Source organism: Herbidospora sakaeratensis (assembly GCF_001570525.1).
In the GTDB taxonomy this organism is placed as follows: domain Bacteria; phylum Actinomycetota; class Actinomycetes; order Streptosporangiales; family Streptosporangiaceae; genus Herbidospora; species Herbidospora sakaeratensis.
Map to the genome: position 1 here is coordinate 45,819 of NZ_BBXC01000027.1, position 25,261 is coordinate 71,079.

Annotated in this window: 23 protein-coding genes; 11 read left to right on the top strand and 12 right to left on the bottom strand. The window is 72.5% G+C overall.

Going from position 1 to position 25,261, the window contains the following annotated elements; translation table 11 throughout:
• Nucleotides 1-141: 141 nt before the first annotated feature.
• The 6 genes from AW271_RS36075 to AW271_RS36100 are packed head-to-tail and all read left to right on the top strand — an operon-like array spanning nt 142 to nt 4,525.
• Nucleotides 142-909, top strand: coding sequence for a metallophosphoesterase family protein (locus tag AW271_RS36075; RefSeq protein ID WP_083977742.1), 768 nt, complete (start codon nt 142-144; stop codon nt 907-909).
• A gap of 15 nt (nt 910-924) precedes the next feature.
• Nucleotides 925-1,359: an SRPBCC family protein gene (locus AW271_RS36080; RefSeq protein ID WP_062342489.1), complete on the top strand. Its 435-nt coding sequence runs from the start codon at nt 925-927 to the stop codon at nt 1,357-1,359.
• A complete protein-coding gene (locus AW271_RS36085) occupies nt 1,356-2,504 on the top strand; it encodes an ArsA family ATPase (protein WP_062342491.1) in 1,149 nt (382 codons plus the stop codon). Before AW271_RS36080 ends, AW271_RS36085 begins: the two co-directional genes overlap by 4 nt.
• Complete coding sequence (locus tag AW271_RS36090) at nt 2,501-2,926, top strand: hypothetical protein (RefSeq protein WP_062342494.1); 426 nt, start codon at nt 2,501-2,503, stop codon at nt 2,924-2,926. The genes AW271_RS36085 and AW271_RS36090 overlap by 4 nt, the downstream gene beginning before the upstream one ends.
• 19 nt (nt 2,927-2,945) lie before the next feature.
• Nucleotides 2,946-3,890, top strand: coding sequence for an ROK family glucokinase (locus tag AW271_RS36095; protein WP_062342500.1), 945 nt, complete (start codon nt 2,946-2,948; stop codon nt 3,888-3,890).
• 59 nt (nt 3,891-3,949) lie between these two features.
• Nucleotides 3,950-4,525 carry an endonuclease/exonuclease/phosphatase family protein gene (locus tag AW271_RS36100; protein ID WP_245653366.1) on the top strand — a complete coding sequence of 192 codons (576 nt, stop codon included), beginning with the start codon at nt 3,950-3,952 and terminating at the stop codon, nt 4,523-4,525.
• Here the strand turns inward: AW271_RS36100 and AW271_RS36105 are convergent.
• Nucleotides 4,489-6,675, bottom strand: a complete 2,187-nt coding sequence (locus AW271_RS36105) for a bifunctional polysaccharide deacetylase/glycosyltransferase family 2 protein (RefSeq protein WP_083977744.1) — start codon at nt 6,673-6,675, stop codon at nt 4,489-4,491. The genes AW271_RS36100 and AW271_RS36105 overlap by 37 nt on opposite strands.
• Nucleotides 6,672-7,184, bottom strand: coding sequence for a hypothetical protein (locus tag AW271_RS36110; protein ID WP_157554996.1), 513 nt, complete (start codon nt 7,182-7,184; stop codon nt 6,672-6,674). Before AW271_RS36110 ends, AW271_RS36105 begins: the two co-directional genes overlap by 4 nt.
• A gap of 370 nt (nt 7,185-7,554) precedes the next feature.
• Between AW271_RS36110 and AW271_RS36115 the strand changes: the two genes are divergently transcribed.
• Entirely contained in the window at nt 7,555-8,691 is a 1,137-nt protein-coding gene (locus AW271_RS36115) for a hypothetical protein (RefSeq protein ID WP_062342505.1), read from the top strand.
• A 4-nt stretch (nt 8,692-8,695) separates the two neighbouring features.
• On the opposite strand, the gene AW271_RS36120 is transcribed toward AW271_RS36115, so the two are convergent.
• Both AW271_RS36120 and AW271_RS36125 read right to left on the bottom strand, forming a co-directional pair.
• The gene (locus AW271_RS36120) at nt 8,696-9,157 is read right to left on the bottom strand and encodes a hypothetical protein (protein WP_062342506.1); all 462 of its coding nucleotides are present in this window, start codon (nt 9,155-9,157) and stop codon (nt 8,696-8,698) included.
• 12 nt (nt 9,158-9,169) lie between these two features.
• Entirely contained in the window at nt 9,170-9,934 is a 765-nt protein-coding gene (locus tag AW271_RS36125; protein WP_062342508.1) for an alpha/beta hydrolase, read from the bottom strand.
• 124 nt (nt 9,935-10,058) lie between these two features.
• Here AW271_RS36125 and AW271_RS36130 point away from each other — a divergent pair, with 124 nt between their 5' ends.
• Complete coding sequence (locus AW271_RS36130; protein WP_062342511.1) at nt 10,059-10,766, top strand: lysophospholipid acyltransferase family protein; 708 nt, start codon at nt 10,059-10,061, stop codon at nt 10,764-10,766.
• A gap of 54 nt (nt 10,767-10,820) precedes the next feature.
• Here the strand turns inward: AW271_RS36130 and AW271_RS36135 are convergent, their stop codons facing one another.
• A complete protein-coding gene (locus AW271_RS36135) occupies nt 10,821-13,193 on the bottom strand; it encodes a VIT domain-containing protein (protein ID WP_062342513.1) in 2,373 nt (790 codons plus the stop codon).
• Entirely contained in the window at nt 13,190-13,948 is a 759-nt protein-coding gene (locus AW271_RS38090) for a helix-turn-helix domain-containing protein (protein WP_063818224.1), read from the bottom strand. Before AW271_RS38090 ends, AW271_RS36135 begins: the two co-directional genes overlap by 4 nt.
• A 108-nt stretch (nt 13,949-14,056) precedes the next feature.
• Here AW271_RS38090 and AW271_RS36145 point away from each other — a divergent pair, with 108 nt between their 5' ends.
• Together AW271_RS36145 and AW271_RS36150 are read left to right on the top strand one after the other, a co-directional pair.
• Nucleotides 14,057-14,524, top strand: a complete 468-nt coding sequence (locus tag AW271_RS36145; RefSeq protein WP_062342515.1) for a Dps family protein — start codon at nt 14,057-14,059, stop codon at nt 14,522-14,524.
• Between the two features lie 212 nt (nt 14,525-14,736).
• On the top strand, nt 14,737-16,506 hold the full coding sequence (locus tag AW271_RS36150; RefSeq protein ID WP_062342517.1) for a PASTA domain-containing protein: 1,770 nt from the start codon (nt 14,737-14,739) through the stop codon (nt 16,504-16,506).
• A gap of 13 nt (nt 16,507-16,519) precedes the next feature.
• Here the strand turns inward: AW271_RS36150 and AW271_RS36155 are convergent, their stop codons facing one another.
• Complete coding sequence (locus AW271_RS36155; protein WP_062342519.1) at nt 16,520-19,342, bottom strand: KAP family P-loop NTPase fold protein; 2,823 nt, start codon at nt 19,340-19,342, stop codon at nt 16,520-16,522.
• A gap of 152 nt (nt 19,343-19,494) precedes the next feature.
• On the opposite strand from AW271_RS36155, the gene AW271_RS36160 reads away from it, so the two are divergent.
• A complete protein-coding gene (locus tag AW271_RS36160; protein ID WP_083977746.1) occupies nt 19,495-20,475 on the top strand; it encodes a YncE family protein in 981 nt (326 codons plus the stop codon).
• 231 nt (nt 20,476-20,706) lie between these two features.
• On the opposite strand, the gene AW271_RS36165 is transcribed toward AW271_RS36160, so the two are convergent.
• The 5 genes from AW271_RS36165 to AW271_RS36185 are packed head-to-tail and all read right to left on the bottom strand — an operon-like array spanning nt 20,707 to nt 25,260.
• Complete coding sequence (locus tag AW271_RS36165; protein WP_083977748.1) at nt 20,707-21,531, bottom strand: ABC transporter ATP-binding protein; 825 nt, start codon at nt 21,529-21,531, stop codon at nt 20,707-20,709.
• Complete coding sequence (locus tag AW271_RS36170; RefSeq protein ID WP_062342523.1) at nt 21,518-22,498, bottom strand: taurine ABC transporter substrate-binding protein; 981 nt, start codon at nt 22,496-22,498, stop codon at nt 21,518-21,520. The genes AW271_RS36165 and AW271_RS36170 overlap by 14 nt, the downstream gene beginning before the upstream one ends.
• Before the next feature lie 10 nt (nt 22,499-22,508).
• Nucleotides 22,509-23,270 (bottom strand): ABC transporter permease, encoded by a 762-nt coding sequence (locus tag AW271_RS36175; RefSeq protein ID WP_062342525.1) that lies wholly within the window; start codon nt 23,268-23,270, stop codon nt 22,509-22,511.
• Nucleotides 23,267-24,331 (bottom strand): LLM class flavin-dependent oxidoreductase, encoded by a 1,065-nt coding sequence (locus AW271_RS36180; protein ID WP_062342527.1) that lies wholly within the window; start codon nt 24,329-24,331, stop codon nt 23,267-23,269. The genes AW271_RS36175 and AW271_RS36180 overlap by 4 nt, the downstream gene beginning before the upstream one ends.
• A 17-nt stretch (nt 24,332-24,348) precedes the next feature.
• Nucleotides 24,349-25,260, bottom strand: a complete 912-nt coding sequence (locus tag AW271_RS36185; RefSeq protein ID WP_062342529.1) for a bifunctional helix-turn-helix transcriptional regulator/GNAT family N-acetyltransferase — start codon at nt 25,258-25,260, stop codon at nt 24,349-24,351.
• Nucleotide 25,261: the final 1 nt, after the last annotated feature.

Here is a 25,261-nt window from a genome sequence, read left to right on the forward strand (position 1 = left end):
GCTACCGCGTGACACGAGGTTGGGATAGAGCCGTCACACAGGCGTTATCCGGTCATTCGCACGGTATCAGCCCGTGACCAGGTGAACGCCCACCGGCATCACTTCGTAACCAAGCACTTGCTCGGGAATATCATGTCGCCCATGCGCATCAACGTCGTGAGCGACGTCCACGGCCGTGCCGACGCCCTCGCCAAGGCCGGAGTGGGCGCCGACGCCCTGATCTGCCTCGGGGACCTGGTGCTGTTCATCGACTACGCCGACACCTCCCAGGGCATCTTCCCCGACCTGTTCGGCCACCAGCGGGCCGACGAGTACATCCGGCTGCGCACCGAGAAACGCTTCGACGAGGCCCGCGCCTTCTCGGCCGTCCTGTGGGCCGAACTCGGCGGCGACCCCCGCGAGCACATCGAGAAGGCCGTCCGGGCCCAGTACGCCGACCTGTTCGCCGCCATGCCGGTGCCCGCCTACCTGACCTACGGCAACGTCGACGTGCCCGCGCTCTGGCCCGACTACGTCCGCCCCGGGCAGACCGTGCTCGACGGCGAGACGGCCGAGATCGGCGGCCTGACCTTCGGCTTCGTCGGCGGCGGGCTGCAGACGCGCTACCGCACCTCCTACGAGGTGCCCGACGAGGTCTACGCCGCCAAAGTCGCCGCCCTCGGCCCGGTCGACGTGTTGTGCACGCACATCCCGCCCGCGATCCCCGACCTGCTCTACGACGTGGTGGCCAAACGGTTCGAGAGGGGCAGCGAGGCCACTCTCGACTACATCCGGACCCACCAGCCCCGCTACGCCCTCTTCGGGCACGTCCACCAACCTCTGGCGCCCAGGACACGAATAGGGCGTACCGAATGCCTGAATGTCGGGCATTTCCGGGGACGCGGGACACCGTTCACCCTGGACCTGTGAGCTAAGGTCGGCTGCATGGCTGATCGCACCACGTCGAGCATCGTGATCGGCGCGAGCCGGTCGACAATCCTGGCCGTCATCGCCGACTTCCCCTCCTACCCCGAGTGGGCCGGTCAGGTGAAGTCCGCGCAGGTCCTCACGACCGGCGACGACGGGTTGCCGGCGACCGTCCGGTTCGTCCTCGACGCGGGCGTGATCAGCGACGACTACGTGCTCGCCTACAGCTGGACCGACGAGGTCGTCAGCTGGCGGATCGCCGAGGCCGGGAAGATGGTGTCCGGCCTGACCGGCAGCTACCGCCTCGCCGACAAGGGCGGCTCGACCGAGGTCACCTACGAGCTGGCGGTCGATCTGAAGGTCCCGATGATCGGCATGATCAAGCGCAAGGCCGAGAAGGTCATCATCGACACGGCCCTCAAGGGGCTGAAGAAGCGCGTCGAAAAGCAATGAGAACCCTCCTCTTCACGGGGAAGGGCGGCGTCGGCAAGACGACGGCGGCCGCGGCCACCGCGACCCTGGCCGCCCGGCGCGGGCTCAAGACCCTCGTCGTCTCGACCGACACGGCCCACTCGCTGGCCGACGCGCTCGCGGCGACCCCGTCGGGCGAGCCGGCCGAGGTGGCCCGTGGTCTCTACCTGCAGCAGGTCGACACCCAGAAGGCGATGGAACGCCACTGGGGCGACCTGCAGGAATACGCGCGCGGTTTGTTCAGCGAGCTCGGCCTCGACGCCATCACCTCCGAAGAGGTGACCGTGCTCCCCGGCGCCGAGGAGATCATCGCGCTGCTGGAGCTGCGCGAGCAGGCCCGCACCGGCCGCTGGGACGTCGTCGTGGTCGACTGCGCGCCCACCGCCGAGACCCTGCGCCTGCTGGCGCTGCCCGAGGCGCTCGACTGGCACGTGACCCGGCTGCTGCCGATCGGCCGCCGCGTGATGCGCGCCGTCGCCCCGGTGATCCGCGCCGTCGCCAAGGTCAGCGCGCCCGAAGAGGGCGTGCTCAACGCGGGCGAGCGGCTGCACAAGGGCCTGATGGAGGTGCGCGCCCTGCTGACCGGCGACGACGCGTCGGTCAGGCTGGTGCTCACCCCCGAGGCGGTGGTGGTCGCCGAGGCCCGGCGCACCCTCACCTCCCTTTCCCTGTACGGATACCGCGTCGACGCCGTCATCGCCAACCGTGTCTTCCCCGACGGGGGAGCCGACCCGTGGCGGGCCAAATGGGTCGAGGCGCAGGCCCGCCAGATGGAGACGGTGCGCGCGTCGTTCGAGCCGCTGCCGATCCTGCCGGTGCCCTACCTGCCCGAGGAACCGGTCGGCGTCGACGCGCTGGCCGCCGTCGCCGAGGAGCTCTACCGCAGCGCCGACGCCTTCGGCCCGGTCACCGGCGAGCCGCCGCTGAGCTTCACCGCCGACGAGGTCGTGCTCGCGCTGCCGCTGGCCGGCAAGAACGACATCGACCTGGGCCGCAAGGCCGACGAACTGATCATCACCGCCGGCCCCTACCGCCGGGTGATCGCGCTGCCCGCCGCACTGGCCCGCCGAGAGGTCGCGCAGGCGGCGCTCCGCGACGGCCGCCTCCGGGTACGGTTCGAGATATGACGGAAAGCAACGAACGTCCCGACCCCTTCGGCTCGGCCGCCGACGAGGCGTTGAAGCTGCTCGACGCGTTGCAGCAGCGAGTCGGCCGGGAGCTCGGCAAGGGCTTCGTGAAGGGCGCCTTCTCCGGGGTGACCGGCACCACCCAGCGCCCCCGCCCGACTTCCGCCCCTCAGGATGTGTGGAGCGAGGCGGTTTCAGGGCATGATCACGAGGAGTACATCTGCCGGGCTTGCCCGGTTTGCCGGGTGATCGCGGCCCGCCGGGACGCCGGCGGCGACGTGAGTGACCATCTGATGACGGCGGGAAGCGAGTTGCTCGCGGCCTTCCGGCAGGCGGTCGACTCCCTGCAGCGCCCGTCGTCTCCGCGCGGGCCGGCTGACCCGGCGGGTGGTTCGAAGGTAGAGCACATAGATCTGGGCTGAGCCTGACGGGAGAGACGACATGGCGCTGACCATCGGCATCGACATCGGCGGCACCAAGGTCGCGGCGGGTGTCGTCGACGCCCACGGCCTGATCGTCGAAAGTCTCCTGAAACCGACTCCGGCCGACAACCCCGCCAAGGTCGCCGAGACCGTGGCCGAGGCGATCAAGGAACTGGCCGACTCCTACGAGGTCGAGGCCGTCGGCGTCGGCGCCGCCGGCTTCATCGACGAGACCCGCAGCGTCGTCCGGTTCGCCCCCAACCTCGCCTGGCGCGAGGAACCCCTCCAGCGCAAGCTCACCGAGATGACCGGCCTGCCCATCGTGGTCGAGAACGACGCCAACGCGATGGCGTGGGGCGAGTTCCGCTTCGGGGCCGGCCGGGGCGAGAGCCACCTCATCGCCGTCACGGTCGGCACCGGCATCGGCGGCGGCCTCATCCTCGGCGGCTCCGTCTACCGGGGCCGCTGGGGCATGGGCGGCGAGCTCGGCCACATGCAGACCGTGCCCGGCGGCGTGCGGTGCGGCTGCGGCAACCTCGGCTGCTGGGAGCAGTACGCCAGCGGCAACGCCCTGGTCCGCGACGCGCAGCGGATGGCCGCCGCCGAGCCCGAACGGGCCGCGACCATGCTCAAGCTCGCCGGCGGCACCCCCGAGAGCATCGAGGGCCGCGAGATCACCGACGCCGGCCGGGCCGGCGACCCGGTCGCCCTTGAAGCGTTCGCCCACATGGCCGACTGGATCGGCCAGGGCCTGGCCGACCTGGCGTCCATCCTCGACCCCGGCTGCTTCATCCTCGGCGGCGGCGTCTCCAACGCCGCCGACCTCTGGCTCGACCGGGCCCGGGAGGCGTTCGCCGAACGCCTGACCGGCCGGGGCCACCGTCCCGTCGCCGAGGTGCGGCTGGCCGAACTCGGCGCCTCCGCCGGTGTGGTCGGCGCGGCTGACCTGGCCCGGCTGCCCTGATCCGGGTCGCCACCTACAACCTGCACGGCCTGCGTGACTCCCGCGCCGCCCTGGCGCGGGTGGTGCGTGCGCTGGCCGCCGACGTGGTGTGCGTACAGGAACGCGGCCTCGGGCGCGCCGCAGCCCGGCTGACCGGGCTCGACCTCGCCTGCCACGCCCGGCTCTCGGGGGTGGCGGTGCTGGTCCGGCCGGGCGTCCGGGTGCTGCACGCCGAGCACCGCCGGCTGCGCTGGTTCCCGGGCCTCGAACGCCGCTCGATCGCGGTGGCCGTGGTCGAGGCCGAGGGCCTGCGCCTGGCGGCCGCCTCCTTCCACCTCGACCTGCACGCGGGGGCCCGGCTGGCGCACGCGGTCGAGATCGTGCGCCGCGTCGAGTCGGCGGCCGCCCGCTTCGACGCGGTGCCGGTGCTGGCGGGCGACCTGAACGAACTGCCGGGGGCGGCGGCGTGGAAGCACCTCGCGTCCCGCTACGCCGAGGGCGGCGACGGGGCGACGTTCGCGGGCAAGCGCATCGACGCGATCTTCACGGGACCGGGTGTGGCGGTGGTCGCCCGGGGGGTCGCGGCCGCCGGCGAGGCCGACCTGGACGCGGCCTCGGATCACCGGCCGGTGGTGGCCGACCTGCGCCCGTTGTGAACCGCCGGCGGGTCGGCCGGGCCGTTGAAGGTGCCCTCGCGGCGCACGCCGTGCCAGCGCAGCCGCACCCCCAGCAGGGCCGTCACCAGTGACTGGATGACCACCAGGTACATGAGCTGGCGGTAGACGAACTGCTGGAGCGGCAGGATCCACAACGCCGAGGCGCGTTCGCCGTCGAGCAGCAGGGCGTACCAGCCGATGGCCATCTGCACCGTGACGAAACCCGCCCACGCCGCCACGACCGGCAGGGGGTCGTCCACGATGACGCTGTAGACCGCCAGCAGGTCGACGACGGGCGCCAGCAGGGGCAGCAGCACGTGGAACAGCGCCAGGTAGCCGAGGCAGCGGCGGCCGAACGGGTGACGCTCGATCACGGCGTGCCGGTGTTTCCACATCGCCTGCAGGGTGCCGTAGCACCAGCGGTACCGCTGCTTCCACAACTGGCCGAGCGAGGCGGGCGCCTCGGTCCAGGCCACCGCGTTCTCCTCGTAGACCACCCGCCAGCCGGCCCGGCACAGCGCCATCGTCAGGTCGGTGTCCTCGGCGAGGGTGTCGGCGCTGACCCCGCCCAGCGCCTCCAGCGCCGACCGGCGGAACGCCCCCACGGCCCCGGGCACGGTCGCCATGCAGTCGAGCAGTTCGAAGGCGCGGCGGTCGAGGTTGAAGCCGATGACGTACTCGATGTGCTGCCAGCGGCCGATCGCGCCGCGCCGGTTGCCCACCTTGGTGTTGCCGCTCACCGCGCCGACCGCCGGGTCGGCCAGCCGCCGGACGAGGCGGCCGATCGTGGCGCGTTCGAAGACGGTGTCGCCGTCGAGCATGATGAGCAGTTCGTGCGAGGCGTGCGCGAGGCCGGTGTTGAGCGCGGCCGACTTGCCGCCGTTGGGGCGGCGGATCACCCGTACGCCGGGGAAGCCCGCCGCCAGGTCGGCGGTGCCGTCGGTCGAGCCGTCGTCGACGACGATGATCTCGACCTCGCCGGGATAGCCGGTGGCCACCAGCGAGCGCACCGTCGCCTCGATGCCCGCCGCCTCGTTGTAGGCCGGCACGATCACGCTCACCGGCGGCGGGCCGGGCCACACCCGCACGGAGTGTTTCCGCCGGGTGCCCCCTCGCGTCTGGTGGGCGTGCACCGCCGCGAGCACGACGAAGAAGCCGAACCGCCCCAGGGTGAGCGCCCCGGCGGCGACCAGCGCCCAGCCCAGCACGTCGACGAAGGTCTCGGAGGCCCGCTGGGCGACGTTGAGCGCGCCGCCGAAGAACCGGTCGACCCCGCCGGCCCGCCGGTGGGCCGACGGCATGCCGATCGCCTCGCTCACCGTGACGGCCCGGTAGCCCTGCCCCGTCAACGTCTCCAGGGCACGGCCGAGGGTCTCGTCCGATTCGCGCATCGTGACGACCGCGCCCGCGCCCCGCGCCGGCGTCGACTCCGCGTCGAGGTCGCTCAGGACGATCAGGTGACCTTCGGCGGCCAGCCCTTTCATGGCCTCCCACTGGGAGGCCGTGGTCGCCGAGGCGAGGCCGGAGTGGGGCGGGCGGGCCAGGGTCGTGTGCAGGCCCGTCGCGCCCGCCAGCGCCCGCTGCGTGAGCGAGGACTCCAGCCGGAGCCGCCAGCCGGGCACCTGGGTCAGGTCGGCGTGGGAGTAGCCGTGGTTGCCCAGCTCGTGGCCCTCGGCGACGATGCGCCGCGCCAGGTCGGGGTGGCGCGCCACCTTCGAGCCGACCACGAAGAACGTGGCCTTGGCGCCGTGTTCGGCCAGCACGTCGAGCACCCGCGGGGTCGAGACGGGATCGGGGCCGTCGTCGAACGTCAGCGCGACGGTCCGGCCCGGCACGCGCACGCTGGTGGGCCGGCCTCCCGTCACGTTGACGACGGGGCCGCCGCGCCGGACGGCGGCCGACTCTGCGGACGAGTGGTCGGCGGCGGGCGGCGGCGGCCGCGTCTCGCCGACGACGTCGGTGGCGTGTCCGTTGAGCGTCAGCGCCGCGGCGACGAGCAGCAGTCCGGCGGCGAACAGGAACCAGTGCCCCCGGGGCCCGGACGGCGCGCCGGTCGTGGCGGTCGGCGCCGACGGCGGCCCGGGGCGCCGGCGCGGGGAGCGGCCCCTGGGCGGCGGCCGGGTCCGGCCACCGGGCCCGGCCGGCGTCATCGGATCGTCAGGTCGAGGTCGATCAGGCCGCCGCCCTGGTCGGCCGGCACGCCGGGGGAGGCGTCGGCCTCGGGGGTGGTCGCGAAGTCGGGCGCCGAAGCGCTCGGCGCCGGGCTGCTCGATGGCTCCGGATGAGGTGAGGGCTCCGGATGGGGTGTGGGCTCCGGGCTGGGTGAGGGCCGCGGGGTCGCCGGTGGCGAGGCCGGGCGGGCGACGCCGACGGCGGGGCGGATCGCCGGGGGCGTCGGCGACGCCGACGGGCGCGCGAGGCGGCTCGGCCGGGCCTCCATCGCGGGACCGGACGTGGCCAGGTCGGCCGAGCCTCCCCGCCGCTCGCCCGGCCAGCCGTGCACCGAGAGCCGCGTGTCGGACAGCAGGCCGCCGACCACGATCGCGAGCAGTGCCACGAGCGGGACGCTCGACCCGATCGACACCATCGTCATCAACCGGCGGCGGCGGCCGCTGTGATCAAGAAAGACGGCTTTTGTCGGATATTTATCAGGAAGCACGAGTAAATGGTAGTGACCTGGATAACGCGGGGATGACCGATCCCATTCGATAAAAGGAGCCCAGGTTGCGGCGAATATGCCGTCTGAGGCTCTGACCAGGTCCGTTCGGGTGGTAAATGTCTTACTTTGGCAGTATTTCTGCACTGGGTTTCGTGGTCGTCGTGCCGAATGACGGATAAAGGGCTCCGGCGATTCGGGGCGTCCGCGGGCCCGCCGTCCGCCGTTTGCCCGAGTCCTTTCCCGGCCCTGGACTGTTCGGGGGTTTGGGGTGGGTGATCTATGGACCGATGAGGGCCATCGGGGGTGGTCTTGACCGGGGGATTTCCGTCCTATCGCCCGCGGGGGCCGCGCGTCCCCGTACGATTTGTTCATGCCCCGCCGCTTGATGCGGTGTGCGGTGCCGTTGTGTGTGTTCCTCGCCGGTCTGCTGGCCGGCCAGCTCCCGCTCGCACCATCGCTCGCGCACGTGTCCACCGCCTCCGCCTGGTCCGCGACCGTTCCCGACGAGGTCGTGCGGCAGGCGTCGTCGGCGCGCCTGGGCCGGGACGCCGCGCTCGCCGACGTCAGCGGGGTGTCCGGCACGGCCGTCTGGGCCGTCGGGCAGACCGGGCTCTGGGACGTCTGGCGCAACCGCGGCATCGTCACCCGCTGGAACGGCGCCTCCTGGACCGAGGTGCCCACGCGGGGCGACGCCACCGGGGCCGGGCCGCTGCGGTCGGTCAGCGCGGTCTCCGACACCGAGGTCTGGGTGGTCGGCGACGGCCACGACGGCGTGCCCTACCTCGGCCGGGGCGGGGGCGGCGGCATCGACCGCGTCGTGGTGCCCCAGGTCCGCGCGGGCGACTGGTTGCGCGCGGTGGCGGCCGAACCCGGCAAGGCGGTGGTCGTCGGCAGCCGCGGCGGCCGCGTGCTCGTGGTGACGAGCGGGCCCGCGTGGAAGGTGCACGAAGGCCCCGACGGCGTGCTCCACGGCGTCGCGCTGCGCGGCAAGGACGGCTGGGCCGTCGGCAACAACGGCGACGAGCCGCTGATCATGCGGCTGTCGGGCGGGACCTGGAAGCCGGTGAGCCTGCCCGGCGTCGAGGGCGGCTACCTGCGCGACGTCTACATCACCAGCGCCAGGCGCGCGGTCGCGGTCGGCGGCGTGTTCACCGACGACGGCACCACCCTCCCGCTGATCCTGCGCTGGGACGGCAAGAAGTGGCACCGCGAGAACCTGCCCGACGGCGACGCCGAACTCTACGGCGTGACCGGCGACGGCAAGGGCGGCTACTGGGCGTCGGGCTACGACGCCGAACGCCCCGGCGAGGCCTTCCTGCTCCGCTACACCGACAAGAAGTGGAAGCCGCTGCGCGGCGACGCCGGGACCGGCGACCGGTCGGTGCGGCTCCAGGCGGTCGTGCGCGCCGACGACGTGACGATGGCCGTCGGCCACGTGCTCGCCGACGACCACTACAGCGACCTGGTCGAGACCTTCGGCCCGGCGGCCGCCTCGACCGTGCGCTGACGGCTCAGATCACCGCACCGTCGTCCCAGCCCGAGTCGTTGGGCGGGCCGTCGCCCATGCGGACCACCAGGGCCACGAAGCCGCCGATGAACGAGGCCACCGCCGTGAAGACGATCCACGGGTCCATCGGGAGCTTCAGCATCGCGGCCAGCAGCAGGTAGGCGGGCCCGCCGAACAGCGCGGTCCAGGCCACCCGGGTCACCAGGTCGGCCTTCGGCAGCGGCGGGGGAGGCGGCGGGACGTAGTGGTCGTGGTCGTCGTCTTCGGCCGGTTCGCCGTCGGTCTCGTCGCGGGGTTCGTCGACCTCGTCGAGCTCTTTGGGCGTGGGCTTGGGCGCCGGCTCCTCGCCGTCCGGGACGTTCTCCCGGTCGGGCCATGGCCGGTCGGCCGGATCGTCTCCGGCGCTCTCGTTGAATGAGGCGACGATTTGACGCCAGACCTCGTCTTCGTCACTCTGCGGCGTCACATCGATCCCAGGTCACAGGTCTTTGGTCAAGGGTACCGAGGCGTGCGCCCGGACGAAGTCGAGGCTCCCCGAGAAGATGAGCGGGGCGTCGTTGTCGAGCGTCGCCACGTGGTAGCTGTTCGCGCACTCCCGGATTTCCAGGTTCTCTCCCATTCTGTCGCGCAGGAACGCCACGCTGGCCGCTTTGACCACATGATCTTCCGGAGACCGGTAGACGAGCACCGGTTGCGTGATCTTCGACAGTCCGGCCTGGGTGAGCCGCCACAACTTGGGCAGCGTGGCCGCCGCCTTCACGGGGGTCCGCGTGTACGCCAGCTCGGTCGCCCCCGCCTTCTTGATGTCGTTGGCCACCCCCGCCACCGAGGGCAGCACCCACTTGAGGACCGGCGCGAAGTTGAGCGCCGGGTTGTCGTTCACGACCGACGGGTTGACCAGCACCAGCCCCCGCACGGCCGGGCCGTGCACCTCGGCCAGTCGCAGGCCCATGCAGCCGCCCATCGACAGGCCCATCACGAAAACGTCCGCGCACTTGGACTTCAGCACCGTGAAGGCCCGGTCTATTTCGGCGTACCAGTCTTCCCAGCGGGTGCGGTTCATTTCCTGCCAGGTGGTTCCATGCCCGGGCAATCGGGGCAGTGAGACCGTCAGCCCGGCTTCCGCGAGGTGTTCACCCCACGGGCGCAGCGACTGCGGCGTCCCCGTGAAGCCGTGGCAGAGCAGCACCCCGACCGGTCCGCCCTCGTGGTGGTAGGGCTCCGCGCCCGGCAACAACGGCATGGCACCTCCCGATGGGAAATATGCCCGATAGTCGCACGTTAAGCCGTAGTCGTGCGAGAGGAGAGGGCGTGGCAAGATGACACGAACAGATGGCACAGGCAATGCCGAGAGAAGGAGCCCCTGAGTGTTCTACTGGGTGGTCAAGGCCATCCTCTGGCCCTTCCTCCACTTCGTCTTCCGCCCGTGGGCGGAAGGGGTGGACAACGTGCCGAAAGAGGGGCCGGTCATCCTGGCCGGAAATCACCTGTCGTTCGCCGACCACTTCTTCGGGGCGCTGTTCCTGCCCCGCAAGGTCATCTCCCTCGGCAAGTCCGACTACTTCACCGGTTCCGGCCTGAAAGGCCTGGTCAGCCGGGCGTTCTTCTCCGGGGTCGGCACCGTCCCGATCGACCGGTCGGGCGGCAAGGCCAGTGAGGCCGCGCTCAACACCGGCCTGCGGGTCCTGGGCGAGGACAACGTGCTGGGCATCTACCCCGAGGGCACCCGCTCGCCCGACGGCCGCCTCTACAAGGGCAAGACCGGCGTGGCCCGGCTCGCCCTCGAGTCGCGGGCGCCGGTCATCCCGTGGGCCATGGTCAACACCTTCGAGATGATGCCCCCCGGCCGGCTCGTCCCCAAGCTCGGCATCCGCCCCGGCGTCCGCTACGGCAAGCCGCTCGACTTCTCCCGTTACTACGGGATGGAGAACGACTTCCACGTGCTGCGCGCGGTCACCGACGAGATCATGTACGCCCTCATGGAACTCTCCGGCCAGGAATACGTCGACAAGTACGCGGCCAGCGCGAAGGTCGAGATGGTCCGCGCCGCCAAGGCGGCCAAAGAGAACCCGTGATCTTACTTCGTAAAGGGCCCGGGCTTCGGCGGAGTCCGGGCCCTTTCTCTTCTCTCAGCGTTTCCAGAAGGGCTTCGGCTCCGGAGCGCCGCCCGACAGGCGGGTGAGCAGTTCCTCGGTCTTGGCCCAGTGGCGGGCCAGGTCGAAGTCGGCCCGTTCGGCCCATTCGAGTTCGCTGGCCAGCGCCGTCAGCTCGTGGTGCCCGCCCACCATCTGGGCGGCCACCCGCAGCCGGCTGGCCAGGTCGGCCAGGTAGCGGCGGCGCTCGTCGTCGGGCCGTCCCTTCGCCTGAGCCAGCCGGGTCAGCTCACCCTGCAGCAGCGGGACGATGCCGCTCAGGTCGGTCTGCGGCGCCTGCTCCCGGCCGGGGTGCGGCATCATCCGGTCGATCCCGCCGCCTCCGCCGCCGAACGCCCGGCGCAACCGGCCCGCCGCCTTCGGCGCCGGCATCGGCGGGGATATGGGCGGCGACATGGGCGGGGACATCGGGGCGGGCATGGGCGGCGGGCCGCCGGGCGCGGGCGGGGGCGGGGCGCTGAAGCCGAGGCGGGCCTGGGCCATCATGGGCATCGCGCCGCCGGCGGCGGTCAGGTGGATCGGCGCGGCCGTCTCCCAGCCCGCCGGCGTCTCCACCGGCTGGATCACCTGGTGCACGGGCGGGCCGTCGCCGACCACCCGCGCGTCGACCGCCACGAACGCGGTGAACCGGCACAACACCCCGAACGCCAGCGACGTCTCGACGATGCGCTGCTCCAGGGTGTGCTCGCCGATGGTGTACCTGTCCTCCAGCCGCCGCAGTTCGGCGCGGGCCCAGATCGACCGGACGGCCGGGTTGCCCGTCTCCCGCGCGGTCACGGTCTGCGACCAGGGGGCGGCCGCGTGGCCGCGTACAGAGATGGAGGCTGTGCCGGCGGCCGCGCGGTAGCGGCCGTGGGCGGTGAGCGGGACGCCCGGGAACAACGAGCCGACGTGGGTGACGCCGGAGAGGGTCAGGCCCTCGGGGTGGAGGGTCACGTCGGTGACGAGGGGCGCGCCGATGCGGCGGTGGATGTGCTCCATCGCGGCGTCGAGGCGGTCTTCGGACTCGACGAGTTCGCACCGGCCGCCGCCGAGCAGCGCCAGGCGGCCGAGGAAACCGGCGTTGACCGCCTGGTCGATGCCGACCGTGTGCACCCGGACGTCGCCGGTGAGGCGGGCGCCGACGCGTTCGATGATCTGGTCCTCGTTGCCGACCTGGCCGTCGGTGACCATGACCAGCACCCGGTCGCGGCCCTCGTCGGACAGCAGGGCGAGCGCGGTCTCCAGCGGCTGGAGCATCTCGGTGCCGCCCCGGGCCTCCAGGCGGGCCAGGTGCTCGACCGCGCGGTAGCGGGTGCGGTCGGTCGCCTCGGCCAGGCCGGGGAACGGCTGCTCGGCGACGTGGTCGAAGGAGATGACCGCGAACCGGTCGGCGGGGGTGAGGGTGTCGACGATGCGGGCGGCGGCCCGCCGGGCGGCGACCATCTTCCAGCCCGACATGCTGCCCGACCGGTCGAGCAGCAGCACCACGTCGCGCGGCGTGCGCCGCCGCTCCACCTCGGGCGGCAGGACGGTCAGCGCGAAGGTGCCCTCCTCGCCCTCGGCGTCGGGGGTGAGCGTCAGCGAGGTCGACTCGGCGTAGCGGAACCGCAGGATGAAGTCGCGGTCGAGCCGCTCGCCCGGCCGGACCGTGAGGGTGTCGCCCTCGCGGTCGACGTCGTGCAGGCTGCTCTGGATCTCGGTGACGGCGAGGCCGGCCGGGTCGACGGTCGCGCTCAGGCCGAGGCGGACCGGGCTCGGGAAGCCGGGCAGCAGCACCGGCGGCGTGATGCGGGAGGCGTCGGGGACCGCGTCGGTGTCGGGCTCGACGCCGGGCCCGGCGGGCGGCCCGTCGAGGGCGGCGCCCGGGATGTAGCGCGGGGCCACCACCAGCGGGAACCGGAACTCGGCGGCGCCGTCCTCGTAGGGGAGGGGCTGGCTCAGGTCGAGGTGGACGGTCACCCGCTCGCCCGGCACGATGTTGCCGACCCTGATGGCGAAGACGTCGGGCCGGTCCTCCTCGGCGATGGCGGCCCGCCTGCCCTCCTGGAGGGCCTGCGTGTAGTCGGCCCGCGCCTGGCCGCGCTCCTTCAGCACGCCCTCGACGACGTGCCCGTCGGCCTCCATGCGGAACGCGGTGACGGCCGCGCGCGGCGGCAGCGGGAAGACGTAGGTGGCCTCGAGCGGGACGTCGTGGGGGTTGCGGAACCCCTGCACGACCTCGACCCCGGCGGTGAGCGCCGAGATGGACGCCCGGACGTCGACCGACTCCAGGGGCAGGTTGCCCTTCTCGGTCTCCAGCGCCCCGAACCCCGCGTCGGGAACCGGCAGCACCTCATCGGGCCTGATCGGCGTGATGGGAACGGTCATGACGGAATCCCTTCGGTGAAACCAAGGTCGGTCAGGAGGTCGATCAACGGCTGCGCCGCCCGCGTGACGGCGGCCAGCTCGTGGTCGTCGAGCGGCCGGGACAGCAGCAGCGCCGCCTCCGGGGTCAGGCTGACGCCGTGGAAAACGGGAGGAAACGCCCGATGTGCTGATGTGGAGACCGGGGCGGGCGGGGGAGCGTCGAGGGTCTTCGACGTGGCCGCCGGTGCCGGGGCGGTGGTGGCCGTCGGCATCCCAGGCGGTGTGCGCGTATCCGCCGATGACGGGGCAATCGGCGAAGAGGTGCTGTCCGGCGTCGAGGGGGTGGCCGACGTCGGGGTGCTGGTCCAGAACCTCGGCCGTGGTTCGGCCACGCCGGGTTCGGTCGCCAGGGTGAGGCCGTTTCGGGATGCCTCCGGTTCCCGTCGGCCGATCGGGGCGGATGCGGGGAGCTCGCCGCCCGCCAGTTCGGCCAACCGGTCGTCGGTCGCGCCGAGGAGGTCTCTCTGGATGGCGGCGTTGGACAGGCCCTGCGCCTGGCGGCGTCGGACCGCCACCAGCTGGAGCAGGTGCCGTCGCCCGTAGAGGGCGATCCGGCCGCGGCGGGCGAGCGGGGGGTCGAGGAGGCCGATCGTCGTGTAGTAGCGGATCAGGCGTTCGTTCGGCACGTCGCTGACCCGGCCGTTGGCAGGCGCCAGCCCGGCGAGCGCGGCGGTCGCGCGCTCGGCCAGTTCGGCGATGGTCCAGGTCTCGTCCATACCTCCACAGTGACACTGTCACGATGACACTGTCAACTAGGGAATATGGGCGATTCGTCCAATGTTGTGCGGAATAGACCGACTTATCTGGGAGGGAGATCCGCTTTCATGGCTTCGATCACCAGCCTCTTGAGCGCGGAGGACAAGAAGGTCACGGCTGAGGCGTTGCAGGGGGCACTCGTCGACTTGCTGGACTTGTCGTTGCTCGGCAAGCAGGCCCACTGGAACATCATCGGACGGTCGTTCCGTTCGCTGCACCTGCAGCTCGACGAGATCGTCAGCCTGGCTCGCGACAGCGCCGACAGCGTGGCCGAACGGGCCATCGCCATCGGCGTCAACCCCGACGGCCGGGCGCGCACGCTGGCCGAGCACACGCACCTGCACCAGCTCGACCCCGGTTACATCGAGGACGGCAAGGTCATCGCCGCGATGACCGACATCCTCGAGACGATGGTGCGCCACATGCGCGAGCGCATCGAGGCGACCGAGAAGAGCGACCTGGTCACCCAGGACCTCCTGATCGGGATCACCCGTGAACTGGAGAAGCAGCACTGGATGATCCAGGCCCAGCGCTGACACCCCCGAACCGAGACGGCCGCCGCGCCTGATCACGTGATTGGCTGGATCCTTTCAGGAGCGGCGGCGCCAACCTGGGTCACCGGGAACCGATGCCGCGGTCTTTCGAGACCGCGGCATCGGTGTGTTTTCGGTATGCCCTTAAATACCCATCCGCATCTTTCTGATCACGTGTGCCACACCTTCGGCAGCGGGTCGCCAGAATCTCCTCCGTGGGCAGGATCGGGCGCTGGGCCGCCGCGGCGGGCGCGGTGTTTCTGCTCGTCTCGGGCCTGGGCCTGGCCCTGCGTCTGGGCGGCCTGTCCGACGCGGCGAACGTCGCTCAGCTCATGTCGCTTCTCCCGTTGGCCGTGGCCGCTGTGCAGTGGGCCAAGACGCGCCGGGAGACGGGCGAAGGCGTCCCCTTCGGTGACTTCCTTCGAGGTGTCGCGGATGCCTCCGGCGTCACCACCGCTCAGCTGAAGGAGCGTCTCTCCCAATGGGAGGCCACGACCGTCGACGACGTCCTGTCCGGGCGGATGGTGCCGCCCTGGGAGTTCGCGGCCGACTTCGCGGCCGTGATCGGCACGGGTGATCCCTGGCAGGTCGAGGTCGTCGAGCGGCGGATCCGGGAGGCCTGGCTCGCGGCCTCCGGAGACGAACCGCAACCCGTCGCCCCTATCGACGCGCGGTCACTGAGCGACGTCCTGCGGGAGGTCGAGGACACCCGGGAGATCGTGTCCGAGATCCGGCTGTCAGTGTCCCGGTACGAGTCGATCAACGCGGGCATGGCAGGGGTCGTGCGGAGACTGGCCGACGATGTGGCTCGGCTGAGCGAAGAGGATCTACGCACCGAACTGCGCGAGACCAAAGCGGTGCTGGCAGAGCACCGGCGCCGTCTGCGCGCGGCGGAACGACGGCTGGCGAGATCGGAGCAGCAGCGCAGGGAGGCCGAACTGCTCCGCGACGCGGCCGTCGCCGACCACCTGGCCGCGATGAGCCGCCTTCGCGCTCTCGACGCCCGGCCCAGCCTGCCCGCGGCGCCCGCCGCCCGCTCGACCCCGCCGCCGTTCGACGATCGGGTGCTCGAACGAGTGGACGTGCTGCTCGACCAGGAAGCCGCGGCACTGGGGCGGATCAAGGCCGAGATCGCGTCGGTCCGGGCCCGGCGGGCCGGCCGCGACTGGAGATCGCCACGCTGGCCGGCCTGGCTCGCTGCCGTGCTGGTGACCGTTCCGCTGCTGGGTGGTTCGACGCAGGAAGGCGGCCCTCCACCCGAAACCCGCCGTGCCGGGACTTCGGCCGGTCTGGTGCCGGTGCCCCGCGTGCACCTGGTCACGATCGACGAGGCCGCCGGCATCCTGTCCCACGGCGACCTGAGATATTCCATCACCAACGAGGCGTCGGCAACACATCCGGCCGGGACGGTGCTCGGCACCGAGCCTCCCGACGGGACCTCCCTCAGGCGCCGCTCCTTCGTCGTCCTGCGGGTGTCGTCGGGACCGCCCACGGTGCGGGTCCCGGCCGTGACGGGTCGTTCGAAGGAGGTCGCCCTGGCGGTCCTACGGGAGACCGGGCTGGTCGGCAGGATCAAGAGATCAACCGCCCCCGATCGGCCGGGACGGGTGACACGAACCGACCCGGCCGAAGGGTCGGCGCTGCCGATCGGCAGCGTCGTGACCGTCTACCTGCCGCCTGCTCTCGTGCCGGTGCCCGGCGTGATCGGTCTCGGCTGGCAGCGAGCCCGGGACAAGCTGCGGAAAGCAGGCTTCGAGGTCGACATCGACTGGGTGACGAGCGCGGCCGCCAGGGGCGTGGTGATCAGAAGGGAACCTGCGGGGAAGACCGCGCCGCCGACTTCCACGATCTACCTGGCGGTCTCGAACGGGCCCGCCCCTTCACCGGACACCGATGAGATCGCGGAAAGCGAGTGTTTTCCCGGCAGCTCCGGGTGCACCGTCGACGTTCCGGATGGCGATGCTCCCTCCATCCCGTTCTCGTGACCCCACCTGGTGATCACAGCAGCCGCCGGGCCAGGTCGGTCACCGACGGCGGGGCGGCCAGCAGCACCTGCAGCGGGTCCCATCGGGGGCCCGGCTCCAGGCCCGCGCCGGCCAGGGCCTCCGCCCACCGGCCGTCGCGGGCGGCCTCCTCCAGCTGCCCGAGCACCGTGCCGCCCGACAACCGCGACAGCAGGTGCGGCCAGCGGACCGTGAGCGCCGCCAGTTTGGCCACCTCGGCGTCGGAGGCGGCGCGTTCCCCGGCCAGCCGCTGGCGGTAGGTGACGAACGAGTAGAAGCGGAAGACGTTCACGTAGCGCTTGAGCTCGCGCGGGTTCGACGCCGTCAGCACCGGCAGCGCTCCCCGGATGGCGCGGTAGGCGTTCTCGTCGCTGTAGAGGTCGTCGAACACCCGGTCGGCGGCCAGGCGGGTCTCCGCCCACAGGCCGCCGAGCGCGGAGGTCTCGCCCTGGTCCACGGCCACCGTGTCCTGGGCCACGCGGGCCGCCTCGTCGAGGGTGTCGACCCGCGCGCCGGAGCCCCGGATCTGCCGCTCGATGCGGGCCACCATCGCCAGGTCGACCGACGGGCGGGCCGGCGCGGCGACCGGGGCGCGGCGCTGGGCCGGGATGTCCATCAGGGCGCGCACGTATTCGGGCAGGCGGGCGTCCTCGTCGAGCAGCGGCACCCGCAGCGGCAGCTGCACGATCTTCTCCAGGAACCGCCAGCCGAGGTCCTCGCGCAGGTGGGCGGGCATGCTCTCGGCCAGGTCGCGGTAGGCCACCTCGACGTGCGCGGCCACCACCTCCGGCTCCATGGCCAGCACGAACACGCAGTTGGGGAACTCCCCGGCCAGGAACAGGTTGATCGCCTCGATCACCTGGGCGACCGCGCCCGACGAGCAGCGGTCGAGGTCGTCCACGAAGACCACCAGGGGGCGCTCGGAGGTGGCGACCAGGTCGAGCACGTGTCCCATGTCGGTCTGGACGAGATGCAGGAAGCCCGTCCGCGCGCCATAGCCGGGCCCGTCTCCGCTCAGCGGGTCGGGCGCCCGGACCAGGGAGGCGAAGGCCGACTCCGCCGATTCGGTGAGGAAGCGCGCAAGACGTACAGAAGCCGCGAAGACCGCGGCCACCGCGCCGCCCGAGGCGAGCGCGCCCGCCGCGCCGTCGAGGAACGGCAGCAGGGGCGCGGCCAGCAGGGACGCGCCCGACAGCAGCAGCGTCAGGACCAGGCCGAGAAGCGCGGGTCCCAGCCGCATGAGCGCCAGGTGGTAGGCGCGGCGGCGGACCGCCTCGCGGTCGACGCGGGCCAGGTTGAGCCGCAACCAGAAGCGCTCCCGCTCGGCGCGCGGGAGCCGGTCGGTGATCTGGGTGATGATCTCGTGGGCGAGCCCGGCCCAGACCTGCTCGTCGTTCTGGTACATCCACGGGTTGAACCAGACCGTCGGCCGCCAGGCGCCCGTGGTCGCCTCGACCGGCGCCGGTTCCCCCTCGGCCTCCTTCGACAGGGCCCGGACCTCGGCGTTCGTGACGCCCTCGGAGGCCCGGCCGCCCGGCCAGAGCCCGGCCAGCAGCCGGATCAGCCGGGCCGGCGGCCGGGCCGGCAGGCTGCGGGGCAGCCGCAGCTCGCGGGCCTTCCCGGCCGGGGCGCCGGGGTCGAGCTCCTCCTGGATCATCCGCATCAGCGAGGTCTTGCCGGTGCCCCACGGGCCCTTGACGCCGATCGTCAGCGGCGGCCGGGTCTCGGCGTGGCGGATGAACGCGGCGATGGCCTCGGCGTAGACGCGGTGGCCGAGGTGGTCGTCGACGGTCCACCGGTCGGGGGTCAGCCGGGCCCGGGGGCGGGTGGCCCGGCGGCGGGCCCGCCAGCGGCGCAGCGCGCCCGGCAGGGCGGCCCGTTCGTCCTCGTCGAGCCGGGCCCGGCCGAAGAGCGACACCGCCGGATGGCTGAACGGTTCACCCAGCAGGCCCCACTCGGCCAGTTCGGTGCGGCCCTTCCTGGTGCCGCCGAGCACCTCGGCGACCTCGCCGGTCAGCCGTTCCCCCTCGGCCAGCAGGCTGCCGCGGCGCAGCAGCAGCTGGGCGTCCACGGACAGGTGCTCGTCGTAGACGCGGGCGACCGCCTGCTCGGCCGATTTCGGCCGGGGCCCGCCCAGCATCGCGGCGGCCCGCTCGAACACCGTGGGCAGCGTGCCCGGCACGGTCCCGCGCACCGCCACGGCCACGTCGAGCGCCTCCGGGGAGGTCAGCAGGTGGGGCAGGAACTCGGCGTGCTCGCCGAAGGTCGCCAGGGCGTGGGCCAGCAGGTCGGCGACCGAGACCACGCCGTCGCCGCCGAGGTCGGCGTCGAAGGTCAGCAGCCCGTCGGCGACCACCTCGGTGAGCGACGGCGCCCCCGGCCGCACCTCCGCGCCGAGGGCCAGGCCGGTGGTCAGCGCGGCGGCGGCGATGCCCGGCGGGGTCAGCAGGGCGCTGACGGTCTGCTCGTCGGGGGAGGCGCTGCCGATCCAGCCGAAGTCGACGATCATCAGCACGGCCGAGGCGGTGGTCTCGCCGACCGAGGCCCCGAACCGTTTCACCAGCGTCGCGAAGTCGGCCCCCGACCAGGTCGAGGTCGACGGCCAGCGCACCAGCAGCAGGTCGCCGGGCCGCCCCGAGGCGAGGAAGGCGGCCAGCCGCTCGTGGTCGCGCCGCCCCGACGGGGAGGTTTCGACGGCATAGCCGGACGATCTGAGGGCACTCGCGAGCCGGCGGCCCGGTGGGTCCTGGTCGAGGAAGACGAGGGCGCGCCGTGAGGTGACGGCGGGCGCGAGCACGTCGCCGGGTGGAAGGGGCATGGCCGATCACTTTAGAAATGGTCCAGCTCTCCGCCGCCCGTGGTTTGGGCAAAGTTTTAGCCGGGGACCCGCGCCGATTCCCCGTAAGTTCACGTCGCTCGGTTCGACTGGCCCCGCCTGCCGCGCGTAGCGTGATTTGTGAGGGAGGTTCCATGGCTGCCGGTTCGGGGAGGTTCGCGGCCCTGATGAGAACACCTGGTGATCCGGCCATCGAGCTGGCCGAGGGCTTCACCAGCCGCGTGGTCGGCCGCACGGGCGAACGGGTCGGGGGGCTCACGTGGCACCAGGCGCCCGACGACGGCGCGTGCTTCGCCGACGGCGACGGCTGGATCTACGTCTCCAACTCCGAGATCCCGCTCCTCGGCGGGGTGTCGGCGCTCAGGTTCGGCCCCGACGGGTCGATCCGCAGCGGCTACCGCATCCTGTCGGGCACCGACAGCAACCGGGCCGGGGGCGCGACGTCGTGGAACACGTGGCTCTCGTGTGAGGACACCTGCCGCGGCCGCGTCTTCGAGTGTGACCCCTACGGCCACTTCGCCGCCATGCCGCGCCTGGCCATGGGCCTGTTCCGGCACGAGAGCGCCGTCTGCGACGAGGTCGGCCAGGTCGTCTACCTGACCGAAGACCACCCCGAAGGATGCCTCTACCGGTTCCGCCCCGACGACTGGGGCGACCTCACGACCGGCGTCCTGGAGGTCATGGTCGGCGCCGGCGCCGGGAAGGTGACGTGGTCGCGGGTGCCCAACCCCGCCGCCACCGACGCGCCCACCCGCGACCAGGTCGAGGGCACGGTGCGCTTCGAACGGGCCGGCCGCTGCTCGACCTCGGGCGGCTTCTGCTACTTCTCGACCGGCGACGACCGGGTCTGGTCCTACGACCCGACGGCGGGCGAGCTCTCGGTCCTCTACGGGGCCGACCCGAGACTGCTGGCCGGCGCCGGTGACCTGTTCGTCACCCGCGACGGCGAGATCACCATCATCGGCGACGACGGGGCGGTCACCCCGCTCCTGCGCGTCGGCGGCCCGGAGCGGTCGATCACCGGCCTCGCCTTCTCCCCCGACGGGGAGCGCCTCTACTTCTCCTCCCGGGAGGGCGGGGTCACCTACGAGGTGACCGGCCCTTTCAAAGGCTGATATTTCCGGTACGACCACACCGGCCGCGAACGGCACACCCCAATCGCAGGCGGGCCCTTGCCCAGGAGACCGGCTCCCGGCGCGACACACTGCGATCGTCGACGGAAGCTTTGATCAGAAGGCCGTCGCGGCCGGGGCGGCACACTGAGGTCGTTGACGGGGGTCTTGATCAGGAGGCTGCCTCCCGATTCGGCCTGGGCGGCGCATCGCAGTCGTTGAGCGGGGCTTTCTTCAGGTGGCCATCCCGGCGCGGGACGAGGCCGCGTCCCTGATCGCGGCGTCCACCTTCTCGCGCAGGTCCCCGCCCACCCGGGCGTCCAGGGTGATGCGGCCCGGTGGTCCCGCCAGGGCGATGACGCGGGTGCCCAGGGTGGTCGCCTCGGTGACGTCATGGGTGATGAACAGCACCGTCACCCCGGTGCTCCGCCAGAGTCCGCGGATCTCCTCCTGCATGCGTTCGCGGGTGAAGGCGTCGAGAGCGCCGAAGGGTTCGTCCATGAGCAGGACCTTGGGGCGGGGCGCCAGCGCCCGCGCGATGGCGGCGCGCTGCCGCATGCCGCCGGAGAGCTCGTAGGGCTTCAGCCTCGCCGCGTTCTCCAGCCCGGTCATGGCCAGCAGCTCGGCGACGCGTTCTTTCCGGGCGGCTTTGGGCAGGCGGCGAAGCCCGAAGCCGATATTTCCTGACACGGACAACCAGGGGAACAAGCGCGGCTGCTGGAAGACCACGCCCCGGGAGGGCCCCGGCCCGGTCACCGGCACGCCGTCGGCCAGCACGGTTCCGGCCGTGGGCGGGGCGAACCCCGCCACCAGGCTCAGCAACGTGCTCTTGCCGCAGCCCGACGGCCCGACCACCGTCAGGAACTCCCCGGCCGGGATGACCAGGTCGATCGGCCCGAGCGCCGGGCGGTCGCGGTAGACCCGCGTCACCGCCCGAAGCTCGATCGCCGCCGATCCGGCCGCCGATCTGGTCGCCGGGTCGATGACGACGCCGGGGTCCGCCGCCTCCACGACGGCGGAACCCGGGCTCTCGCCGGCCCCGAGGTCAGGGGAGGGCATTGGGCAGCAGGCCCTTCTGGAAGACCGTCAGGTCGGGCACCGCGTCGAGCTGCTTCTGGCCGACCAGGAACTCCGCCGCGCTGCGCAGGTTCTCCGCGAGCTTGCCGGGCGCCTGCGCCGTGCCGAGGTAGTCGGGGGAGCGCTGTTCGGCGGCGTCGAGGAGGACGAGCTGGCCCAGCTGGCGGCCGGCCTCGGCCGGGTCGAGGTTGAGCTGGCGGCCGATGGCCGCGGCCGCCGCCGCCGCGTCGGTGCGGGTCAGCTTGACCGCCCGGTCCTGCTGCTTGAGCCACTCCTGGAGGATCTCGGGGTGCTTGTCGGCGAACTCGTTGCGGACCACCGCCAGGTCGGCGGTGAGCTTGCCCTTCCCGGCCAGCTCGCGGCTGGACGCCAGGACGCCGCCGTCCTTCTCCAGTTCGGCCAGGACCGGCGTCCAGACGTAGGCGGCGTCGATGTCGCCGCGGACCCAGGCGGCCTGGATGTCCGGCGGCTGGAGGTCGATGACCTTGGCGTCGGTGACGCCGGCCTCCGCCAGGACCGCCAGCAGGCTGTAGTGGGCGGTCGAGGCGAACGGGGTCGCGATCGTCTTCCCGGCCAGGCCGGCGACCGAGGTGATCTCCTTCTTGGCGACCAGGGCCTCGTTGTCGCCGATCACGTCGAAGATCCACGGCACCCGGTAGGGGATGTCGAGCGGCGCCGACAGGCCCCGGGTCACCGGCGAGCTGCCGGCCAGGCCGATGTCGATCGCCCCCGCGATCATGGCCGTGTTCACGTCGCCCCCGGAGTCGAACTTGCTCCAGGTGATCTCGGTGTCGGGGAGCGCCTGCTCCAGCCACTTCTGGTCTTTGACGATCAGGTCGCCGTTGGGGATGAGCTGGTAGCCGATGCGCAGCGCGGTCTTGGCCGGCTCGTCGGCGGGGGCGGCGCAGGCCGTGGCCAGCACCAGCAGCGCCACGATGACGCGTTTCAAGGGGGCTCCTTCAGATGTGACGGCCGCGCCAGGGCACGAGCCGCCGGTCGAGCGTTTGCAGCAGGTAGTCGATGAGCAGGCCGGACAGGCCGATGACGATGATCCCCAGCACGACGACGTCGGTCTGGTTGTAGCGCTGGGCGTCGCGGACCATGCCGCCGATGCCCGGCACGCCGTTGACGGTCTCGGCGGCCACGACGGTCGTGTACGCCACCCCGACCGCCACCCGCACCCCCGTCACGATCTCGGGCAGGGCGCTGGGCAGCACCACCCGGTAGGGGATCTCCCACGGGCGGGCGCCCAGCGAGCGGGCGGCGTTCAGGTAGTCGTCGTGCACGCCCCTGACGGCGTCGGCGGTGGCGACGGCCACCGGCGGCAGCGCGGCGAGCAGCAGCAGCCACACCTTCGGCTCCTCGCCGATGCCGAACCAGATGACGAGCAGGCTCAGGTAGGCCAGCGGCGGCAGCGTGCGCACGAACGTGACGAGCGGGCCGAGCAGCGTGCGCAGCACCGGCACGACCCCGATGAGCAGCCCGAGCACGATGCCGCCGCCGACGCCGTAGAGGCAGCCGAGGACGATCCGGCGCAGGCTGGCCAGCAGGTGCCCGGCCAGGGTGTACCCGCTGTAGCCCTCGGTGGAGGTGCGCAGCAGCTGGTCCCAGACCGCGACCGGTTCGGGCACGAACACCGGCGGCCAGATCTTGAGCCAGGCCACCACCTGCCAGACCGCGAGCAGGAAGACGACGGCCCCGAGGCGCAGGGCGAGGTTCATCTGAGCAGCGGCAGCAGGAACTCGCCGGCCCGGACCGACTCCTCCAGGTGCGGCCAGCCCGACAGGATGAACTCGTCGAGGCCGAGGGCGGCGTACTCGCGGATCAGCCGCGCGACCTCGGCGTACGACCCGACCAGCGCGGTGCCGGCGCCCTCGCGGACCAGCCCGACGCCCGCCCACAGGCCGGGGGAGATCTCCAGGTCGTCGGCGCTGCCGCCGTGCAGCCCGGCCATGCGGGCCTGGCCGACGGAGTCCATCCGGGCGAAGCGGGCCTGGGCGGCGGCGATGCGGTCGGGGTCCATGCCCGACAGCAGCCGCCGGGCGTACGCCCACGCCTCGTCGGCGGTGTCGCGGGCGATGACGTGGAGGCGGATGCCGTAGCGCAGGGTGCGGCCGGTCTCGGCGGTGAGCTTGCGCATGCGCTCCAGGCGCTCGGCGATCATCGCCGGGGGCTCGCCCCACATCAGGTAGACGTCGGCGTGGTCGGCCGCGACCTTCTCGGCCGCCGGGGAGGCGCCGCCGAAGTAGATCTCCGGCGGGTCCGCCAGCGGGGTGGCCAGGCCGGCGTTCTCGACCCGGTAGTGGTCACCGGTGAACGAGAACGGCGTGCCCTCCCAGGTCCGGCGCAGCACGTGGAGGTACTCGGCGGTCCGCGCGTAGCGCTCGTCGTGGTTCAGGAAGTCGCCGTAGGCGCGCTGCTCGGCGGGGTCGCCGCCGGTGACGACGTTGAGGCGCAGCCGCCCGCCGCTGACCTCCTGGAACGCCTCGGCCTGCTGGGCGAGCAGGGTCGGCAGGGTGAAGCCGGGCCGGAAGGCGACCAGCAGGCCGATCCGGTCGGTCGTGGCCGCCACGGCCGCGCAGGTGACGAGCGGGTCGGGACAACCGAGCCCGACCGGGGTGAGCACGGCCTCGAAGCCGGCCGACTCGGACGCCTGGGCGACCTGGGTCAGGTATCGGAGCGTGGGCCGCCGGACCGGCGCCGCGCCGGCCGCCACCGTGGTGGTCGCCGGGCGGACGTAGTGGCCGTCGCCCGACGTCGGGAGGAACCAGTGGAACCGCATGCCGGGAGCATATTCCGCTAATTCCCATCAGTAAAGGGGGGAATCTCGCGCTCCCAGATCTCGTCCACGAACCCGTCGGCCTGTTCGGTGCCGGTGACCTCGAAGCCGGCGGCCTGGTAGATCCGCCGGGCGGAGGTCAGCACGTCGCGCGTCCAGAGCCGGATCCGCGTGTATCCGGCGTCGGCGGCGAACCGCAGGCACTCCTCGACCAGCCGCGCGCCCACCCCGCGCCCGCGCGCCCACGGCTCGACCAGCAGCAGCCGCAACTGCGCGGTCCGCTGATCGCTCCGGACACAGAGCACGCACCCCGCCGGACGCCCGTCGACCTCGGCGATCCACCCGGCCTGGCCGGGGTCGCCGAGGTGGTCGAGGAAGTCGGCGCACACGCGGGCCACCAGCGCCTCGAAGTCGGCCCCCCAGCCCTGCTCGCGGCCGTAGATCGCGCCGTGCCGCTGCACCACCCACCCCAGGTCGCCGGGCCGGGGCGGCCGGATGACCACGGTGTCGCTCCGGGGGGCGCCACCGAGCGCCTCCCGGATCGCGGCCATGCCGCTCAGCAGGCGCGGCAGGTCGGCGCCGTCGAGCAGGGCGGCGACCTGGGCCGCCGACTTCCCGTCCAGGTCCGTGTACGTCTCCCTCCCGGCCCCCGTGAGCGACACGACCTGGCGGCGGGCGTCGTGACCGGCCCGCTCCCGGGTCACCAGCCCGTCGGCCTCCAGCCGGGTCAGCAGGCGGCTGAGGTGGCCGGCGTCGAGGCCGAGCGCCCGCCGGATCTCCCCGGTTTCCATGGGGGCGGGGGCCTGGCCCAGTTCGTACAGGACCCTGGCCTCGGTCAATGAATAGGGGGAGTCGTGCATGCCGGGCCCGAGCACGCCGATGACCTCGGTGTAGAAGCGGTTGAACGCGCGGACCTCCGCGATCGGGTCCATT